The organism is Kribbella sp. NPDC059898 (assembly GCF_042730855.1).
Lineage (GTDB): Bacteria > Actinomycetota > Actinomycetes > Propionibacteriales > Kribbellaceae > Kribbella.
The window spans coordinates 160,023-177,489 of record NZ_JBHWKR010000009.1; the positions used below are offsets into that span (position 1 = coordinate 160,023).

At 69.8% G+C, this 17,467-nt stretch carries 13 protein-coding genes and 1 pseudogene; 6 read left to right on the plus strand and 8 right to left on the minus strand.

The window, feature by feature from the left end; genetic code table 11:
• Positions 1-136 precede the first annotated feature (136 nt).
• Positions 137-1,201, plus strand: coding sequence for a LacI family DNA-binding transcriptional regulator (locus ACFV9C_RS27025; protein WP_380197938.1), 1,065 nt, complete (start codon positions 137-139; stop codon positions 1,199-1,201).
• On the opposite strand, the gene ACFV9C_RS27030 is transcribed toward ACFV9C_RS27025, so the two are convergent.
• Positions 1,125-2,363, minus strand: coding sequence for a LysR substrate-binding domain-containing protein (locus ACFV9C_RS27030; RefSeq protein ID WP_380197939.1), 1,239 nt, complete (start codon positions 2,361-2,363; stop codon positions 1,125-1,127). The genes ACFV9C_RS27025 and ACFV9C_RS27030 overlap by 77 nt on opposite strands.
• Before the next feature lie 176 nt (positions 2,364-2,539).
• On the opposite strand from ACFV9C_RS27030, the gene ACFV9C_RS27035 reads away from it, so the two are divergent.
• Together ACFV9C_RS27035 and ACFV9C_RS27040 are read left to right on the plus strand one after the other, a co-directional pair.
• A complete protein-coding gene (locus ACFV9C_RS27035) occupies positions 2,540-3,985 on the plus strand; it encodes a ketol-acid reductoisomerase (protein WP_380197941.1) in 1,446 nt (481 codons plus the stop codon).
• A 10-nt stretch (positions 3,986-3,995) separates the two neighbouring features.
• Positions 3,996-5,162: a low temperature requirement protein A gene (locus tag ACFV9C_RS27040; RefSeq protein ID WP_380197943.1), complete on the plus strand. Its 1,167-nt coding sequence runs from the start codon at positions 3,996-3,998 to the stop codon at positions 5,160-5,162.
• Here ACFV9C_RS27040 and murQ read toward each other — a convergent pair.
• The 6 genes from murQ to ACFV9C_RS27070 all read right to left on the minus strand — a co-directional run bounded on the left by murQ (position 5,145) and on the right by ACFV9C_RS27070 (position 13,189).
• Positions 5,145-6,029: an N-acetylmuramic acid 6-phosphate etherase gene (gene murQ / locus ACFV9C_RS27045; protein ID WP_380197945.1), complete on the minus strand. Its 885-nt coding sequence runs from the start codon at positions 6,027-6,029 to the stop codon at positions 5,145-5,147. The two genes, ACFV9C_RS27040 and murQ, sit on opposite strands and share 18 nt — an antisense overlap.
• A 59-nt stretch (positions 6,030-6,088) precedes the next feature.
• Positions 6,089-6,976, minus strand: a complete 888-nt coding sequence (locus ACFV9C_RS27050) for a MurR/RpiR family transcriptional regulator (RefSeq protein WP_380197946.1) — start codon at positions 6,974-6,976, stop codon at positions 6,089-6,091.
• 36 nt (positions 6,977-7,012) lie between these two features.
• Entirely contained in the window at positions 7,013-8,737 is a 1,725-nt protein-coding gene (locus tag ACFV9C_RS27055; protein WP_380197948.1) for a serine hydrolase, read from the minus strand.
• Entirely contained in the window at positions 8,734-10,008 is a 1,275-nt protein-coding gene (locus ACFV9C_RS27060; RefSeq protein WP_380197950.1) for an exo-beta-N-acetylmuramidase NamZ domain-containing protein, read from the minus strand. Before ACFV9C_RS27060 ends, ACFV9C_RS27055 begins: the two co-directional genes overlap by 4 nt.
• Positions 10,009-10,018: 10 nt before the next feature.
• Positions 10,019-12,574 (minus strand): glycoside hydrolase family 3 N-terminal domain-containing protein, encoded by a 2,556-nt coding sequence (locus ACFV9C_RS27065; protein WP_380197952.1) that lies wholly within the window; start codon positions 12,572-12,574, stop codon positions 10,019-10,021.
• Positions 12,575-12,655: 81 nt separating this feature from the next.
• A complete protein-coding gene (locus ACFV9C_RS27070; RefSeq protein WP_380197955.1) occupies positions 12,656-13,189 on the minus strand; it encodes a 4'-phosphopantetheinyl transferase family protein in 534 nt (177 codons plus the stop codon).
• Between the two features lie 194 nt (positions 13,190-13,383).
• Between ACFV9C_RS27070 and ACFV9C_RS27075 the strand changes: the two are divergent.
• A pseudogene (locus ACFV9C_RS27075) lies at positions 13,384-14,025 on the plus strand (MFS transporter); the annotation flags it as partial.
• Between the two features lie 47 nt (positions 14,026-14,072).
• The gene (locus tag ACFV9C_RS27080; RefSeq protein ID WP_380197956.1) at positions 14,073-14,447 is read left to right on the plus strand and encodes an MFS transporter; all 375 of its coding nucleotides are present in this window, start codon (positions 14,073-14,075) and stop codon (positions 14,445-14,447) included.
• On the opposite strand, the gene coaA is transcribed toward ACFV9C_RS27080, so the two are convergent.
• A complete protein-coding gene (gene coaA, locus ACFV9C_RS27085) occupies positions 14,428-15,381 on the minus strand; it encodes a type I pantothenate kinase (protein WP_380197958.1) in 954 nt (317 codons plus the stop codon). The genes ACFV9C_RS27080 and coaA overlap by 20 nt on opposite strands.
• A 150-nt stretch (positions 15,382-15,531) precedes the next feature.
• Between coaA and ACFV9C_RS27090 the strand changes: the two genes are divergently transcribed.
• On the plus strand, positions 15,532-17,379 hold the full coding sequence (locus ACFV9C_RS27090; protein WP_380197960.1) for an alpha-glucuronidase: 1,848 nt from the start codon (positions 15,532-15,534) through the stop codon (positions 17,377-17,379).
• Positions 17,380-17,467: the final 88 nt, after the last annotated feature.

The window sequence follows — 17,467 nt, forward strand, 5'->3', positions numbered from 1 at the left end:
TCCTTCAAAGCGTTTAACCGATGGACGAGGGGCGGTGGGGAGTTGCTTGTGGATTTGGCGGTAAACCGCTTAACTGAGGTGTTGAAGGACTATGTTCCCTACGTCACATCGCTGTCAAGGGTTCGGAGGAGGATCGATGGTCACGATGAAGGACGTCGCTCAGCGGGCGGGTGTCTCGATCGCGACCGTCTCGTTCCTGCTCAACGACACCAAGCCGGTGACCGCCGCGACCCGGGCCCGGATCGAGCAGGCGATGCTCGACCTCGGGTACCGCCGGAACATGGTCGCCCGCGCGCTGGCGTCCCGGCGTACGCACATCATCGCGATGGCGTACCCGGCGCTCGAGCACAAGTTCGGGATGTCGACCGCGGAGTTCTTCACCAGCGCGGCCGAGGCGGCCCGCAAGGAGGACTATCACCTGGTGCTGTGGCCGGTCGGCAACGACGGCGTCGAGCTCCGGGAGCTGCTCGGGCAGGGCCTCGTCGACGGCGTCGTGCTGATGGAGGTGCAGCTCGACGACCCACGGATCGACGTACTGCGGAAGTCCGCGACACCGTTCGCGCTGATCGGGCGGACGACCGAGCCGGCCGGGTTGCCGCACGTGGACATCGACTTCGACACCACGGTCGAGGAGGCGGTCCGGCACCTGTACGAGCACGGGCATCGGCAACTCGCCTTGATTTCGGGGGATCTGGACGATCCGCGGTTCCACGAGTACGGGCCGTGGGTGCGGATCGACGCGGCGTACCGGCGGGTGGCGGCGGAGTACGGGCTGCCCGTGGTGGTGCTGCCGTGTTCGGACACGACGTCCGCGGGGAAGGCCGCGGTGGAGGGGCTGCTGGCGGAGTATCCGGAGACGACGGCGGTGCTGGTGCTGAACGAGTACGCCGCGCTCGGGGTGGTGTCGGGGTTGAAACGGGCGGGGTACGACGTACCGGGGGACGTGTCGGTGCTGTCGCTGTTGATGGTGCCGGAGACGGCGGCGATGACGGATCCGGAGCTGACGATGATGCGGACGCCGGGTCCGGAGCTGGGGCAGCTCGGCACCGAGGCGCTGATCCGGCAGCTCGAGGGCGACGATCCGCCGCCGCCGCAGCTCGTCCCCGCCAAGCTGTGGCCGGGCGCTACCGTCGCAGCGCCCAGAGCGCCGCGACCAAAGGCCGGTGCAGGTCGGCGCGGCGCGCGCAAAGCCCGATCGTGAGCGGCTCGAGGTCGGCCGGCAGCTCTTCCAGCTGATCGCGGACGGCGGACGACTCCAGCACCAGCCGCGGTACGACGCCGACGCCACATCCCAGCGCCACCAGGGCAAGCAACGCCTCGTGCCCGTCGGGCTCCGCCGCGATCGTTGGCTTCACCCCCATTCTCCGAAACCACCGGAACGCGGCCTCCCGAACCAGCCCCCGCGCCGGCACCACATACGGCACCTCAAGCGATGGATCGGACGGCGTACCCACCGGACCGGTTGAACCGGCCGGACCGGTTGGGGCGAGCGGTGTACCCGCCGGATCGGTTGGACCGGGCGGACCAGGCGGTGGGGCGAACGGCGTACCCCGTGGACCGTGCGGACCGGTTGGACCGTGCGGACCGTGCGGACCGTGCGGACCGGTTGGACCGGTTGGACCGGTTGGGTCGGGTGGACCGGGTGGACCGGGTGGTGGGGCGGACGCTGTACCCCGTGGACCGGGCGGGTCGGTTGGACCGTGCGGATCGGTTGGGCCGGGTGGACCGGGTGGACCGGGCGGTGGGGTGGACGGGGTACCCCGTGGACCGGGCGGATCGGACGGGCCGGGGGGATCGGTTGGTCGGTGGTTGGTGGCGCGGAGCCGTGCGTCGGTGGGGGTGACGGGTGGGGTGTTGCGGGACTTGACCAGGACTAGGTCGGTGACGGCGACGGTGCGGGTGACCAGGGTTTGGGGGAGGCGGTGGGGGATGCCGGCTACGGCGGCGTCTACCTCGCCCTCGTCGAGTCGGGCGAGGGCGGCGGCCGCGTCACCGGTGCGGAGGGCGAGGCGGATCTGTGGGTGCTGGTCGCGCAACGGGCGGAGGAGGTCGGGGAGGAGGGTTTGGCAGGCGGTCACGGTTGCGAAGATCCGCAGTTCGCCGGTCAGGTCTTCCTCGACGGCGTCCCGGTAGCCGGCCCAGAGCTCCAGAGCCTTCTCCGCGTACGCCGTGAACCGCCGACCCTCCGCGGTCAGCATCACGCCCCGCGGCCCCCGGTCCAGCAGCCGCGCCCCGACCCGCGCCTCCAGCCGCTGAATCGTCCGCGTCAAGGTCGCCGCACTCACATGACACTCCAGGCTCGTCCGCCCGTAGTTCAGCGACTGCCCCAAGTGCAAGAACAGCTCCAGCTCCCGCTGCTCCACCTCAACCCTCCGTCCGCGCCCGTACTCGCCACAGCCCATGGGGTCGGACGACAAGGAATAGCTTGTTCTACGACCCCGGCGCCTATCGTCAGTTCGCAAGTCTTGCAGATCCTGCAACGGTGCGGTGCGGAGGTTGCGCTTGCTGCAACGGGTCGGGGGAACGTTGACTGGTGGGTATGGAGAGTTCGGTGTTTCGGGTGGAGTCGATGGGGGTCCCGGGTGGGACCGAGGCGATCGTGCGGGGTGGGCGGGACCTGTTTGCGTTGCTGCCGGATGCGTTGCACGGGGTGGAGCGCATCGGGGTGCTCGGGTGGGGGCCGCAGGGCCGGGCGCAGGCGCTGAACCTGCGGGACTCGCTCGCCGGGACCGGGATTGCTGTCGCGGTCGGGCTGCGGCCGGGGTCGCGGTCCGTGGACGATGCCCGGCGCAACGGGTTCAGCGAGGACGACGGGACGCTGGGGGACTGGCTCGAGGTGGCGGCGAGTGCGGACCTGGTGATCCTGCTGATCGCGGACGCGGCGCTGGCGGCGCACCACGAGGAGATCTTCGCGGTCCTCAAACCCGGTGCGACCATTGGCCTGTCCCACGGTTTCCTGCTCGGCCACCTGCGCGAACGCGGCAGCGCGTTCCCGGCCGGCCATCCTGTTATCGCGGTCTGCCCGAAGGGGATGGGGGATTCGGTACGCCGCCTGTACCAGCAGGGCGCCACCGTCAACGGCGCCGGGATCAACGCGAGCATCGCCGTACATGCCAACCCGGACGGGCACGGGTGGGACCGGGCGCTGGCGTGGTCGGTGGCGCTCGGGTCGCCGTACACGTTCGCGACCACGCTGTCCGCCGAGTACCACTCGGACATCGTCGGCGAGCGGGCGATCCTGCTCGGCGCGGTGCACGGGCTGGTGGAGGCGCTCTACCGGTACTTCCGGATCGACGGCGCGGACCCGGTCACGGCGTACGAGCGGTCCACCGAGGCGATCACCGGCCCGATCGCGCGGACCATCTCGAACGACGGGATCGCGGCGGTACGGTCGGCGTCCGGGGACGAGGACCTGTTCGACCGGGCGTACTCGGCGGCGTACGGGCCGGCCCGGGACCTGGTCGCGGAGATCTACGACGAGGTTGCCGACGGCACCGAACTGCGCAGCGTGATCCTCGCCGAGCAGCGGCTCGCGGATCGGCCGATGACCGAGATCGGCGGCAGCCCGATGTGGTCGCAGAGCGCCGCGGTCCATGCCCGCCGGGACCCGGCGGCGACCGCGATCGATCCGGTGACGGCCGGGCTGTTCGTGGCGACGATGATGGCGCAGGTGGACGAGTTCGCGGCCCGCGGGCACGCCTGGTCGGAGATCGTGAACGAGTCGGTGATCGAGGCGGTCGACTCGCTGCTGCCGTACATGCACGCCCGCGACGTCGCGTACATGGTCGACAACTGCTCCCGGACCGCGCGCCTCGGCACCCGCCGCTGGGGCCCGCGCTTCCAGGCGGCGTACGAACAGATCGCCCTGCCGCACCTCCACCGGCCCGCGGATCCTGCCGAGATCAAGGGCTTCCTGGACAACCCCGCCCACGAAGCCCTCGCCGCAGCCGCCAGGCTCCGTCCGTCCGTCGACATCTCCGTTTAGCCTAAGGCGCATGGAGACGACGCGTTCCCGACTGGTGCCGATGTGGCCGAGAGATCCGCACGAGCCCGGTCGGGTGGCGTCGTCGCTGGAGCTGTTCTTCGACCTGGTGTTCGTGATCGCGGTCAGCGTCGCGGGTTCGCAGTTGCACCACGCGCTGTCGGAGCAGCACATCGGCGACGGTGTGCTGTCGTATGTGATGGTGTTCTTCGGGATCTGGTGGGCGTGGATGAACTTCACCTGGTTCGCCACCTCGTTCGCCACCGACGACTGGCTGTACCGGCTGCTCACGATCGTGCAGATGAGCGGCGTGCTCGTGCTCGCCGCCGGGATCGAACGCGTCTTCACCGAGCATGATTTCCGGATCGTCGTCCTCGCGTACGTCGTGATGCGCGTCGCGATGATCGCGCAGTGGCTGCGCGCTTCGCACTCGGCTGGAACGGCGCGCCGCGCGACGCTGTACTACGCCGGCGGGATCGCGATCGTCCAGGTGCTCTGGCTGGTGATGCTGCTGCTCCCGGAATCGGTGCAGCTGTACGCCTGGGTGCTGTTCGTGGCCGCCGAGCTCGCCGTACCGGTGATCGCCGAGCAGCGCGGGATGACGCCGTGGCACCCGCACCACATCACCGAGCGGTACAGCCTGTTCACGCTGATCCTGCTCGGCGAGAGCCTGCTCGCGTCCGCGAACGCGATCATCGAGGCGGTGCACGACCACGAGTCGCTCGGCCCGCTGATCGCGCTGTCGGTGCTGACGCTGGTGGTCACCGCGTCGCTGTGGTGGATCTACTTCTGGCCGCCGCACCACACCGCGATCACGTCGCTGTGGCGGTCGCTGCGGTACGGGTACGTGCACTACTTCGTGTTCGCCGCCGCCGGTGCGTTCTCGGCGGGGATCGAGGTGGAGATCGACAGCATCACCCACCACACCGAGCTGAGCGAGGTGGCGGCGTCCTACACGGTGACGATCCCGATCGCGATCTTCGTGCTCGGCATCTGGTGGATCGCGCTCCGCGACAACGCCGACCGGGTGGTCAACGTCGTCGTACCGCTGGGTGCGGTGCTGGTGCTGCTGGATCCGCTGATCCCGGTGCCGTTCGCGCTGACCGCGGTGTTCATGGCGCTCGTCGTCGCGACACTGGTGCTCAGGCCGCCGGTACGACGGTCAGCCGAGCTCGGCTAGCGCGGTCGCGACCCGGCCGTGGGCGGTCTCCAGGGCAGCCCTGGCGGCCGGGATCGGGGCGCCGGTGAGCAGATGCACCAGGGCCGGCTTGAGCTCGCCGTCGGCCGCGGCCAGCGCGGTCTCGCAGGCAGCCTCGTCGGCGCCGGTGGCCTCGCCGAGGATCCGGACCATCCGGCCGCGGAGCTTCTTGTTGGTGGCGACCAGGTCGACCATCAGGTTCGACCAGGTGCGGCCGAGCTTGATCATCAGCGTGGTGGAGAACGCGTTCAGAATCATCTTCTGCGCGGTGCCGGCCTTCAGCCGGGTCGAGCCGGCGATCACCTCGGGCCCGGTGTCCGCGGCGACCACGATGTCGGCCAGCGGGGCCAGCGGGGCGTCCGGGTTCGAGGTCACCAGCACGGTGGTCGCCCCGGCGGTTCGGGCGGCCTTCAGCGCACCGGCGACGTACGGCGTACTCCCGGAAGCGGCGAGGCCGACGACGAGGTCCTGGCCGGTGACGGCGGCCGCGTCGGAGGCGCCGCCCTCCTCGGAGTCCTCGACGTTCTCGACCGCGCGGAGCAGCGCCTGCATGCCGCCGGCGTGGTGGGCGACCACCAGACCGTCGGGGACGTGGAAGGTGGGCAGCAGCTCGGCCGCGTCCAGGACTGCCAGGCGTCCCGACGTACCGGCGCCGAAGTAGTGCACCCGGCCGCCGCCGCGGATCGCCTCGACCGCCGCGTCCACGGCCTTGGTCAGCTCCGGGATCACAGCGCCGACGGCCCCGGCGACCAGGGCGTCCTCGTTGTTCACCAGCTGGAGGATCTCGGACGTGCCCACCGCGTCGATGGCCAGCGTCCGGGGGTTGCGCTGCTCGGTCGGTGAGGTCACGGAATCGATGTTAGTTTTCTACTGAAGATTTTTCAATTCGGTGGAATCTTGACAGGCTGCTACTCGGATCCTTTCAACCGGTGACCGCGGACCGACGTCGCGGTCTCCTCGAGCGCCTTCCGGGCGTCCGGCAGCACCTGCTGGGCGACCCCGATGAACAGGCAGTCGATCACCGTCAGCTGCGCGATCCGGCTCGACATCGCGCCCGAGCGGTACGTCGTCTCGCGCGCGGCCGTGGTCAGCACCAGGTCGGCCGTCTTCGCCAGCGGGGACCGCGGGAAGTTGGTCACCGCGACGGTGGTGGCGCCGTGCTTGGCGGCCTCCCCGAGCGCCTCGACGACCTCGACCGTCGTACCGGTGTGCGAGATCCCGATCGCCACGTCGCCGTCGCCCAGCAGCGCCGCACTCGGCAGCGCCACGTGGACGTCGTTCCAGGCGAAGGCCACCCGCCGGATCCGGTGCAGCTTCTGCTGCAGGTCCATCGCCACGAACGCGCTGGCGCCGAACCCGTACAGATCGACCCGCGGCGCCTTCGCGACCGCGTCCACGACCTTCGCCAACGCGTCCACGTCGACCTGCTGCGCGGTCTCCCGGACCGCGCGTTCGTCCGCGAACGACACCTTGCTGACCACGTCCGCCAGCGAGTCGCCGGGCTCGATGTCCCCGCCGACCTCGGGACGGATGCTCTCCTGCGCCGACTGGGCCGCCAGCTGCAGGCGGAGCTGCGGATAGCCGGGGACGCCGATCTGCTTGCAGAACCGGATGACCGTGGTCTCCGAGGTGGAGGCCACCTCGGCCAGTTCGGAGATCGTCATCGCCGCCACTCCGCCCGGGTCCGCGAGGACCGCGTTCGCCACCCGCTGCTCGGCCGGCGCCAGCGCGGGCATCACCGCGCGGACCCGGACCAGCAGCGGCCCCGTGGGTTCTGGAGAGGTTGTTGAATTCATGACAGCCACGGTACGGCGCCCATGCACGAGATGGGGTCACCGACGCGAAAGTCTCCAACCTGTTGCGGTAAATGATTCAGGCGTTCGTTCACCGTCGAGAAGAAGACCACTCCCACTCGTGATCTTCACACCGTCGACGTACACCCCACGGCCCTGGTACAGCGGGTCGCTCGTGTAGCGCCAGCGGATCGTCTGCGGGCCTGGAGCGAGCTCGGCGGTGACCTGGTGCCAGTGCCGGTCGCCGGACCCGCTGATCGAGCCGTCGGTGTCGATCACCGACCCGCGGTCCCGGACCGCGAACGGCACCTTGGTCCAGGTCGTGCCGTCCGTGGATGCCTCCAGATACAGGAGATCCGAGTCCTCGGTGTCCACGAACAGGTCGAACGCGAGCTTCGCTCCGCCCGCCGGTACGTCGACCGCGGTCGCGAGCGTGGTCGTCGCGTTGTCCGTCGTACCGGAGAACCAGGCGTCCTTGCCGTGCCGCGGGCCGACGCCGAGCGCCAGCGCGAGGCCTTGGGTGACAGCACGCCGGGCCGGGTTGTTGCTGCCCCAGTTGCGGCTCGGGTGCACGCGGTTGGTGAGCAGGATCGCGAACGAACGCGAGTCGAAGTCGATCACGATCGAGGTCCCGGTGTAGCCGGTGTGGCCAACCGTGCGCGGGCCGGACAGACCGCCCATGTACCAGCGCTGGTCGAGCTCGAAGCCGAGCCCGTGGTCGTTGCCTGGGAACGCCTGGTTGAAGTTCGTGATCATCGCGGTGACTGAGGATTCTTTCAGGATCCGCGCACCGCGGTAGCTGCCGCCGTTCAGGAACGTCTGCGCCAGTACTGCCATGTCGTCCGCAGTACTGAAAACGCCTGCGTGCCCGGCGACACCGCCGAGCGACCAGGCGTTCTCGTCGTGCACCTCGCCCCAGACCATCCCGCGCGGCGGGGAGGACTGGTACTCGGTGGCGGCGATCCGCGGCTTCTTCTTCGGGTCCGGGTTGTAGCCGGTGTCCCGCATCTGCAGCGGTTTCGTGATCCCGTCCGCGACCAGCTTGTCGAGGGTCTTGCCGGTGACCCGGTGCGCGAGCTCGCCGAGCGCGATCAGGTTCAGGTCGCTGTACAGGTACTTCGTGCCCGGCGGGTCCTGGAGCTTCGCCGTCAGGGCCATGTGAAGTCTCGACGCCGGGTCGGGCTGTGAGCTCCACAGCGGCAGCCAGGACGGGAAACCGCTGGTGTGCGTCAAGGCCTGGCGGACGGTGACGTTCTCCTTGCCGTTCTCCGCGAACTCCGGGATGTACGTCGCGATCGGGGCGTCGAGGTCGACCTTGCCCTTCTCGACCAGCTGCATCACCACGATCGACGTGAACAGCTTGGACACCGACGCCATGTCGAAGATCGTGTCGGTGCGCATCGGGATCTGCTGGTCCGCGGGCAGCTCGGTGCCGGCGCCGTCGGCGTACTTCAGGGCCATACCGGTCGCGGTCCGGGTGACGATCTTGCCGTCATGGCCGAGCAGCGTGACGGCCCCGGCGTACAACGGTTTCGCCGTACCGCTCGCCTTCGTCCAGCCGGCCACCTGGGCCAGTGCGGCGTCGATCGGCGCCGGGTCCAGGCCCGCCTTCGCCGGGGTCTCGTCGCGGAGCAGCGTGGACTTCGGCGCGTACCCGGCGTACGGGTGGTCGAACCGGCCGGAGTTGTTGCCGCTGGCAACTGCAGGGGTGGCCATCGTGAGTATCACCGCAGAGATCGTCGTGATTGCGGCCCACCGTCTCATCGGTGAGCTCCCTTGTAGAGCAGGTACTTCGCGCGCCGGGCCGTCCAGGCGTCCGTCTCGGACTTCCAGGCTGCCACGATCTCCTCGGCCGACGCATCGGCCGAAAGCATGGTCCGGAACCGATCGGATCCGGTCAGCAGGTCGATCCACCGGCCGGGTGGGGTCTCCGCCCGCCAGGTGAAGTCGGGGTAGAGCTTACGGGCCTCGACGATCATGTGCGTCGCCGCGGTGATCGCCTCGACCCGGTGCGGGTCGGTGATCTGCACCTGGACGCCGCCGCACAGCACATTCGCGTTCTTGCTGATCGACGGCGTGAAGTAGGCCTCGCGGAACGCGACGCCCGGGATGTCCTTGGTCTGCAGCGCCTGCGCCCAGCGGTAGTCGACGTACGGCGCGCCGATCAGCTCGAACGGGCGGGTGGTGCCGCGGCCCTCGGACATGTTCGTCGCCTCGAACAGGCACAGGCCCGGGTAGAGCAGGGCGGTGTCCGGGGTCGGCATGTTCGGGCTCGGCATCACCCAGGTCAGGTCGGTGTCGGCGTACAGCTGGTCGCGTTTCCAGTTGCTCACCTGGATCACTTCGAGGCTCTTCAGGCGACCGCCGTTCGGTTCCAGCGGGAGGTACTCCGCGTCGAACATCCGGGCCAGTTCGCCGACCGTCATGCCGTGCTGCTGGAGGATCTCCTTCTTGCCGACGCCGGACGTGTAGCCGGGCTTCAGCATCGGGCCGCGAGCGTACCCGCCGACCGGGTTCGGGCGGTCCAGGACGACGAACTTCGCGCCGGTCCGGACGGCGGCCAGCATCGCCTCGAACATCGTCCAGATGTAGGTGTAGAACCGGGCGCCGACGTCCTGGATGTCGAACACCACAGTCTCGACGCCCGACTTCGCGTAGAGCGTCGCGAGCTTGTCCGCGTTCGCGCCGTACGCGTCGTACACCATGATCCCCGTCCGCGGGTCGACGTGGTCGCCCTCCGAACCGCCGGCCTGGGCGGTGCCGCGGAAACCGTGCTCGGGTCCGAACACCGCGACCACGTCGACCGCGCCGGAGGCGTGCATGGTGTCGACGATGTGCTGCAGGTCCGGCAGGATCCCGGTCGGGTTGCTGATCACACCGACCTTCTGCCCGGCCAGCGCCCGCCAGCCGTCGTTCGCCAGCACCTCGGCGCCGGTCATCACCTTGCGGTTGGTCACGGCACTCGCGGCCGGTCCGTCGATCAGCGGGGCGGCGGCCAGTGCGCCGGCCCCGGCGAGCAAACTGCGTCGCTTCATGTCGGTCTCCTCAGGAACGGAACGAGAGGTCGGCAATCATCGGCCGGTGGTCACTGGCAGCCTCCGCGATCGGCACCTCGGCCGGTACTTCGGCGCGCCGGACGGTCAGGCCCGCGCCGACGGTGACGAAGTCGATCCGCTTGTTCGCGGCCACCGCCGGGTAGGTGAACGGCCCGCCGATCGTCTGTGCGGCCACAGCCCACGAATCGGTCAACCGGGTCCACAACCCACCGAGTTCCGCTGCCTGAGCTTCAGCGTTGAAGTCACCCACGAGGATCTGCAGGTCTGCTGACGGGTCCTCGGCAAGGATCCGCACCGTGTCGGCCACCTGCATTCGGCGCACCGTCGGGTCGCCGCGGTAGTCGAGGTGCGTGCAGTAGACGTGCAGCCGCCGGCCCCGGACGTCGACCTCCACCTCGAGGAACCCGGGCGCCGGCGCGGGCACCGGGTTCGGGTCCTGGGTGGAGAGCCGGGTGATCGGGTGGTTCTCGCTGCGCACGATCGGGAAGCGCGAGAGTACGCCGACGCCGTACTGCCGCCGCGGCTGTCCCGCGGCCGGTGGGTCGAAGTCGTAGATCGGCGCGAACGCCGGGTACATGCCCAGCTTCGCCGCCAGGTCCGCGATCGTGTCCAGCCAGTTGCTGCGCTTGTCCCAGTGGACGTCGACCTCCTGCAGACCGATGATGTCCGCGTCCAGCGCCTTCAGCGCCTGCGCGGTCCGGTCCAGGTCGAACACGTTGTCCTCGCCGGCGCCGGCATGGATGTTGTACGAGGCAACGGTCAGCCGGGTGTCCCGCGGGTCGAAGGTCAGCCCGTGCCCGAAGGGGTACAGGATCTGGCTGCCGTCGGGGATCGAGACCGGCAGCTTGCCGGTCGGCGCGATCTCGCCGTACAGGACCTTGGCGAGCGCCTCCATCGACACCACCGTGCTGCCGTAGGTGACGAGCGCGGTCTGCGGCGCATCGAAGTACGCGACGTCGTACGGGTCGCGGACCGGGACGACGACGACCGGGCTTCCGGTCGCGAGGAGGCCGTTGACGAGCTTCTGCTGCTTGGCCAGCTTGTCGGTGACCGTGGTGTCCCACGCTTTGTTGGTCAGGACAACGGTCAGGTCGACGGTCCCGGCGGCGGCCAGCGCGTCGGCGATCTTCGCGTCGGTCGGCGTGGTGCCGGTGTCCTTCACGACCGTCGTCGCGCCACGGCCCTGCAGCGCGGTCGCCAGCGCGGCCGGGCCGTACCCGGTGACCAGGATCTTCCGCGGCGCGGGGGAGAGCGGCAGCAGGTCGGCGTCGTTGCGGAGCAGCGTCGTACTGCGGTCCGCGATCTGCTGGGCCTCCGCGTAGTTGGCCGGCGTACCGACGATCTTCCCGATCCGGGACACGTCGACGTACGGGCGCTCGACCAGTCCGGTGTCGTACTTCAGTTGCAGAATCCGGGTGACGCTCTCGTCGATCCGCGCCTCGCTGATCCGGCCGCCGCGGACGGCGTTCAGCACCGAGTTGTACGCCAGCCCCGGATCGACCGGCATCAGCAGCTGGTCGACGCCGGCCTCGAGCGCGCGCAGCGGGATCTCGGCGTCGCCGTACTTGTCGCGGACGCCCTGCATGCCGAGCGAGTCGGTGATCACCACGCCGTCGAATCCGAGCTGCTGCCGGAGCACGCCGGTCAGGATCGGCCGGCTCAGCGTGGCCGGGTCGCCGGACGGGTCCAGCGCCGGGACCACGATGTGCGCGGTCATGATCGACCGGATCCCGGTTCGGATCGCGGCCTGGAACGGCGGCATATCGATCCGGGTCCACTCCTCGCGGGTGTGGTCGATGACCGGGATGCCGGTGTGGCTGTCGGTCGCGGTGTCGCCGTGACCGGGGAAGTGCTTCGCGGTCGAGACGATCCCGCCGTCGCGCTGGTAGCCCTTGACCTGGGCACTGACCAGCTGTGCGACCAGCGCCGGGTCCGAGGAGACCGAGCGGACGCCGATCACCGGGTTCAGCGGGTTCACGTTGACGTCCGCGTCCGGCGCGAAGTCGGTGGTGATGCCGAGCGCCTTGAGTTCGCGGCCGGCGATCGCGCCCGCGGACCGCGCGAACGCGGGGGAGCGGGTCGCGCCGAGCGCCATCCCGCCGGGGAACTGGGTCGCCGGCGGCCCGACCCGGACCACCGAGCCGTACTCCTGGTCGGTGCCGATCTGCAGCGGTACGCCGGTGTTCGCCAGCGACGCGGCCTGCAGGCCGTTGGACAGCCCGGCGATCTGCTCCGGGGTACGGACCGAGTCGGTCCAGGTGAAGTAGATGACGCCGCCGAGGTGGTACTTCGCGACCACCTCGGCCGGCGTGGCGACGCCGTACAGGCTGGTGTTGCGGGCGTCGGCGGTGGCGGCCGTCGGGCCGTAGGCGTAGCAGACGAACAGCTGGCCGACCTTCTGTTCGAGGGTCATCCGGCGCAGCGTGTCGCGGACCCAGCGATCGGGGTGCGCGGCTGCGGCCGTGGCGGCGGGAGAAGCGGCGACCGTCGTACCTGCGACGGCGGCCGCCGCAAGTCCGAGAGTCTGGCGTCGGGTCAGTTCCATCGGTGTCACCAACTCAGTCCGGGCGGGCAGGGGCGAACGCCAAAGTAATTGAATTACTCATACTCCCCCGAAACGTGAAAGTTACCCACACGCGCACGGTGGGTCAAGAGTCAGTGACGCGCCGCGCCCCGCGCCGGGAGTGGGGAGCGCGACGGCGAGTACGGCGGCCTCGGTCGTCGGCAGGTGCACCACTGTCAAGCCGGCGGGTGTCGGGCGTCGCAGGCCGCCGTTTTCCAAACCCGTTCCGAGCGCTTTCCCCGCTGCCTCCTTGGCCGTCCACAACTGCAGGAAGGCCCGCAGTCGGTCCGGCTGCCGTTCCAGCCATTCCAGGTCTTGTGGGGCGAACCAACGGTTGGCGATCGGGTCCACGTCGCGCGGGCGGACCTCCTCGAGGTCGATGCCGAGCGGGCCGTCGTAGGATGCGGCGACGGCGACGAGTTGGTGGCTGTAGCTGATGCTCACCGCGAGGCCGGCGACCCGCGGGCGGCCGGTGCCGTCGTGGGTGAGGACCGGGTCGTCGACGAGGGTGCTCGCGAGGTCCAGCAGGAGTGCGTGGGCGGCCGGACGGGGCTCGGCGCCGGTCGGTGCGAGTCGGAGGTGCACCGGGCTGGCCACGGCTAGAAGATAACTTGTCGACAAATACCCCTGCCGAACTGGTCCTCTGCAGCGGTCCGCGACTGGACCTGTAGTGCGTACCGGTTGCGCTCTAACTTCGAGCTATGACCGCCGTATGCGAGCTCCCCACCGTCCGCCTCGTCGACACGTCGTTCGCCAAACTGCTGGCGATGGTGTTCGGCTCGGGGCTCAGCATGTACCTGCTGACCTCCGTCGTCCCGCTGTACCTCGCGGCCAACGGTGCCGGCGGGATCGGCGCCGGGCTGTCCACCGCCGCGATGATGTTCGCCGCGGTCGCGGTCGAACTGCTGGTACCGCGGATGCTCGCCCGCTGGGGCTACCGGGTCGTCCTCGGCCTCGGGCTGGTCCTGCTCGGCGCGCCGGCACTCGTGCTGCTCGCCACCGCCTCGCTCCCGGTTGTCCTCGCGGTCTGCGTCGTCCGCGGCGCCGGGCTCGCGATCCTGGTCGTCGGCGCGGTCGCACTGGTCGCGGACCTGACCCCGGCGGCCCGTCGTGGCGAGGCGCTCGGGGTGTACGGCGTGGCGGTCGGCGTTCCCGCGGTGATCGGTCTGCCGCTCGGCGTCTACCTGACGCACGTCATCGGGTTCGCGGCCCTGTTCGTACTCGCTGCGGTCGCCTCGCTCGCGGGGCTGGTCGCGCTGATCGGGCTGCCGGCGAAGGCCGGCGCGGAAGAGCAGCATGTGCAGGTGCTGGGCGGCGTACGGCGGAGTGGGCTGCTGATGCCGTCGCTGGTGTTCGCGGCGGTCACGGTCGCGGCCGGGATCAGCGTGACCTTCCTGCCGTTGGCGGTTGCTGCCGGCAAGCAGTCGATGGTGGCGACAGCCCTTCTGCTGCAGGCGATCGCGGCGCCGCTGGCCGGTGGGTGGCCGGTCGGTACGCCGATCGCGTCGGCCCGGCGAAGCTCCTCGCTCCGGCACTATTGTTCGCTGCTGTCGGCGCCGGGTCGCTGGTGTTCCTGCCGAGTCCGGTGGCGGTCCTGGTCGGCTCGACGTGCTTCGGGATCGGGTTCGGCGCCGCGCAGAACCTGACGCTGACGCTGATGTACAACCGGGTGGACCGCAGCCGCTACGGACAGGTCAGCGCGCTCTGGAACCTCGCGTACGACGGCGGCTGGGGACTCGGCGCGATCGTGTTCGGATTGGTGGTTTCCGGGGTCGGGTATCCGCTGGCGTTCGCGCTGGCAGCGGGCGTGGTGGCGCTGGCCGTCGTACCTGCGGTCAAAGCTTCCTTAGCCTGACCCAGCGGACTGCGTGGTCGGGGCCTTTGCGGAGGACCAGGGTGGCGCGGGGGCGGGTGGGGAGGATGTTCTCGCGGAGGTTCGGGCCGTTGATGCCGTCCCAGAGCGACTCGGCCTTCTTGACCGCCTCGTCGCGGCTCAGTTCGCCGTACCGGACGAAGTACGACTCGGGATTGCGGAACGCTGTTTCCCACAGTTTCAGGAAGCGTGCGACGTACCACGAGCGGATGTCGTCCGCGGCCGCGTCGACGTACACCGAGAAGTCGAAGAAGTCGCTCACGGCCAGCCCGCTCTTGCCGTCCGCGTGCCGGGGTGCCGGCTGCAGCACGTTCAGGCCCTCGAGCAGCAGGATGTCAGGCTGCTCGACCGTGGTCCGGACGCCGGACATCCGGTCGTAGTGCAGGTGCGAGTAGACCGGCGCCTCGACCGTGTCCATCCCGGACTTCACCTCGACCACGAAGCGCAGCAGGCCCTTGCGGTCGTACGACTCCGGGAAGCCCTTGCGCTGCATCAGGTTGCGGCGCTCGAGCTCGGCGTTCGGCCAGAGGAAGCCGTCGGTGGTGACCAGCGCGACCCGCGGGTGCTCGGGCCAGCGGGCCAGCAGTTCGCGGAGCAGCCGCGCGGTCGTCGACTTGCCGACGGCAACCGATCCGCCGATGCCGATCACGAACGGGGTGCGGGTGGCGGCCGGTTTGCCGAGGAAGCTCTCGGTGTCGGCGTGCAGCGCGCGGGCGTGCCGGACGTACAGCGACAGGATCCGGGACAGCGGCAGGTACACCTCGCGGACCTCGTCCATGTCGATCTCGTCCCCGAGGCCGCGCAGCCGTTCCACCTCGCCGGCTGTCAGCGGGGAGATCGTGGTCTCGGCCAACTGGGCCCAGGTGGACCGGTCGAGCTCGGTATAGGGAGTCACCTCCCGCGACGGCTGCAGCATGTGGCCCATTGTTCCCATCGGCGCGCGATGCACCCACATCGGGCGGGCGTGGCCTTGGTCTCAGCTCCGGCACAGTGTCTCAGCTACGGTACGGTCTCGAAACTTTCGGTCACCGTTCCGTGACCGACCGATATGTCAGCATCACCTCCGATGAATGATCTGGCCTGGCTGGCGACCCAGCGGCTGCCCGAGGTGACCGTGCACGCCTCCGGTGTGCTGGCCCAGACGATCCGGGCCGAACTGCGGCAGATCCGGCGGTTCCGGACCGACGTGCGGGTGGCGATCTGCACAATGAGCCGGATCCGCGAGACCGCGCTCCGGCAGCAGGTCGAGGCGGCCCTGCCCGAGCACGGGCTCGGCGTCGAGGGGTTCGTGGTGGTGCGACGAGGCAACGACCTGGTGGTCGCGGCCGAGGGCGGGCACGGACTGCTGTACGGGTACTTCTACCTGCTGCGGTACTGCGAGTGGATGAGCGGCGACTTCACCGTCGTCGAGCGGCCCGCCGTACCGATCCGGATGCTGGACCACTGGGACGAGCTGTCCGGCGCGGTCCGCCGCGGGTACTCGGGCGGGTCGATCTTCTTCCGCGACGGCGCGGTGCTGCCGGACCTGAGCCGGGTGCGCTCGTACGCGCGGCTGCTCGCCTCGATCGGGATCAACGCGGTCGCGCTCGCCAACGCGGAACTGCCCGACGTCGCGCGGCTGGCCGGCGTGTTCCGGGAGTACGGGATCGCGGTCAGCCTGGCGATCGACTTCATCGACGACCCGCGCGACGAGAGAGTCGAGCGCTGGTGGTCGACCGCGCTGTCCCGCGTGTACGACGTGGTGCCCGACCTCGGCGGCCTGGTCGTCCGGTCGGCGCGCGAGGTGGCGGGCGCGAACCTGCTCGCCCGGGCGGTTGCGCCGTACGGCGGAACTGTTTTCTGGCGGGTGTCCGGCGCGGATCCGGATCGCGACTGGCGGGACCGGCGGGCCGACCGGGCGCGGGCCGCGTACGACGAGGTCGTCCCGCTGGACGGGCGGTTCGAGGAGAACGTGGTGCTGCAGGTCCGGCACGGGCCGCTCGACTTCCAGGTCCGGGAGCCGGTCGCGCCGCTGCTCGGGGAAATCCAGGAAACCGTTCTCGGCATCGAGTTGCAGGTCACGCAGGAGTTCTCCGGGCAGCAGCGGGACCTCTGCTACCTCGGGCCGTGGTGGCGGGAGATCCTGCAGTTCAATACCACCGGCGGCGACAATGCTGTTTCTGGGACAACCGTTGCCGACCGCATCGGTGCGGTCGTTGCCGTCTCCAACGTCGGCGACGACCCGAACTGGACCGGCCACAAGCTTGCGCAGAGCAACCTCTACGCGTTCGGGCGGCTCGCTTGGGACCCGGCGGCGGACCCGGTCAGCCTGTTGCACGAGTGGGCGGCCGCGACGTTCGCGATGGACGACCGTACCCGCAGCGAGCTGGTCACGATCATGGCCGGCTCGTGGCAGACGTACGAGCGGTACACCGCCCCGCTCGGCGTCGGGTACATGGTCACGCCGGAGACGCACTACGGACCGAACGTCAACGGGTACGAGTACTCCGGGCGCGGGACGTACCACTACGCGGACCGGTACGGCGTTGGCGTCGACCGGACCGTGAAGAGCGGATCGGGATTCACCGGGCAGTACCCGGAGCCGCTCGCGAGCGTGTACGAGGACGTCCACACCTGTCCGGACGAGCTGCTGCTGTTCTTCCACCACGTTCCGTACGACCACGTGCTGCAGAGTGGGAGCACCGTGCTGCAGCACATCTACGACACCCACTTCCAGGGGTACGCCGAGGTGGAGGCGATGGTCGCGCGCTGGCGGGTGATCGCCGAGCGGTTCGCGCCCGCCGTACGGGAGAACGTGAGCGCGCGGTTCGACGTACAACTGGCGACCGCGCGGGAGTGGCGCGATCAGGTGAACACGTACTTCTACCGGCTGAGCGGCGTACCGGACGCCCACGGCAGGACGATTCACCGTTGAGCGTGCCGCGAGCGCTCTGGCCTGACGCTAGCGGTGTCCAGGCACGCACCTCGCGGCACTTGCCCAGCGCCCACGATGCTCCGCATCG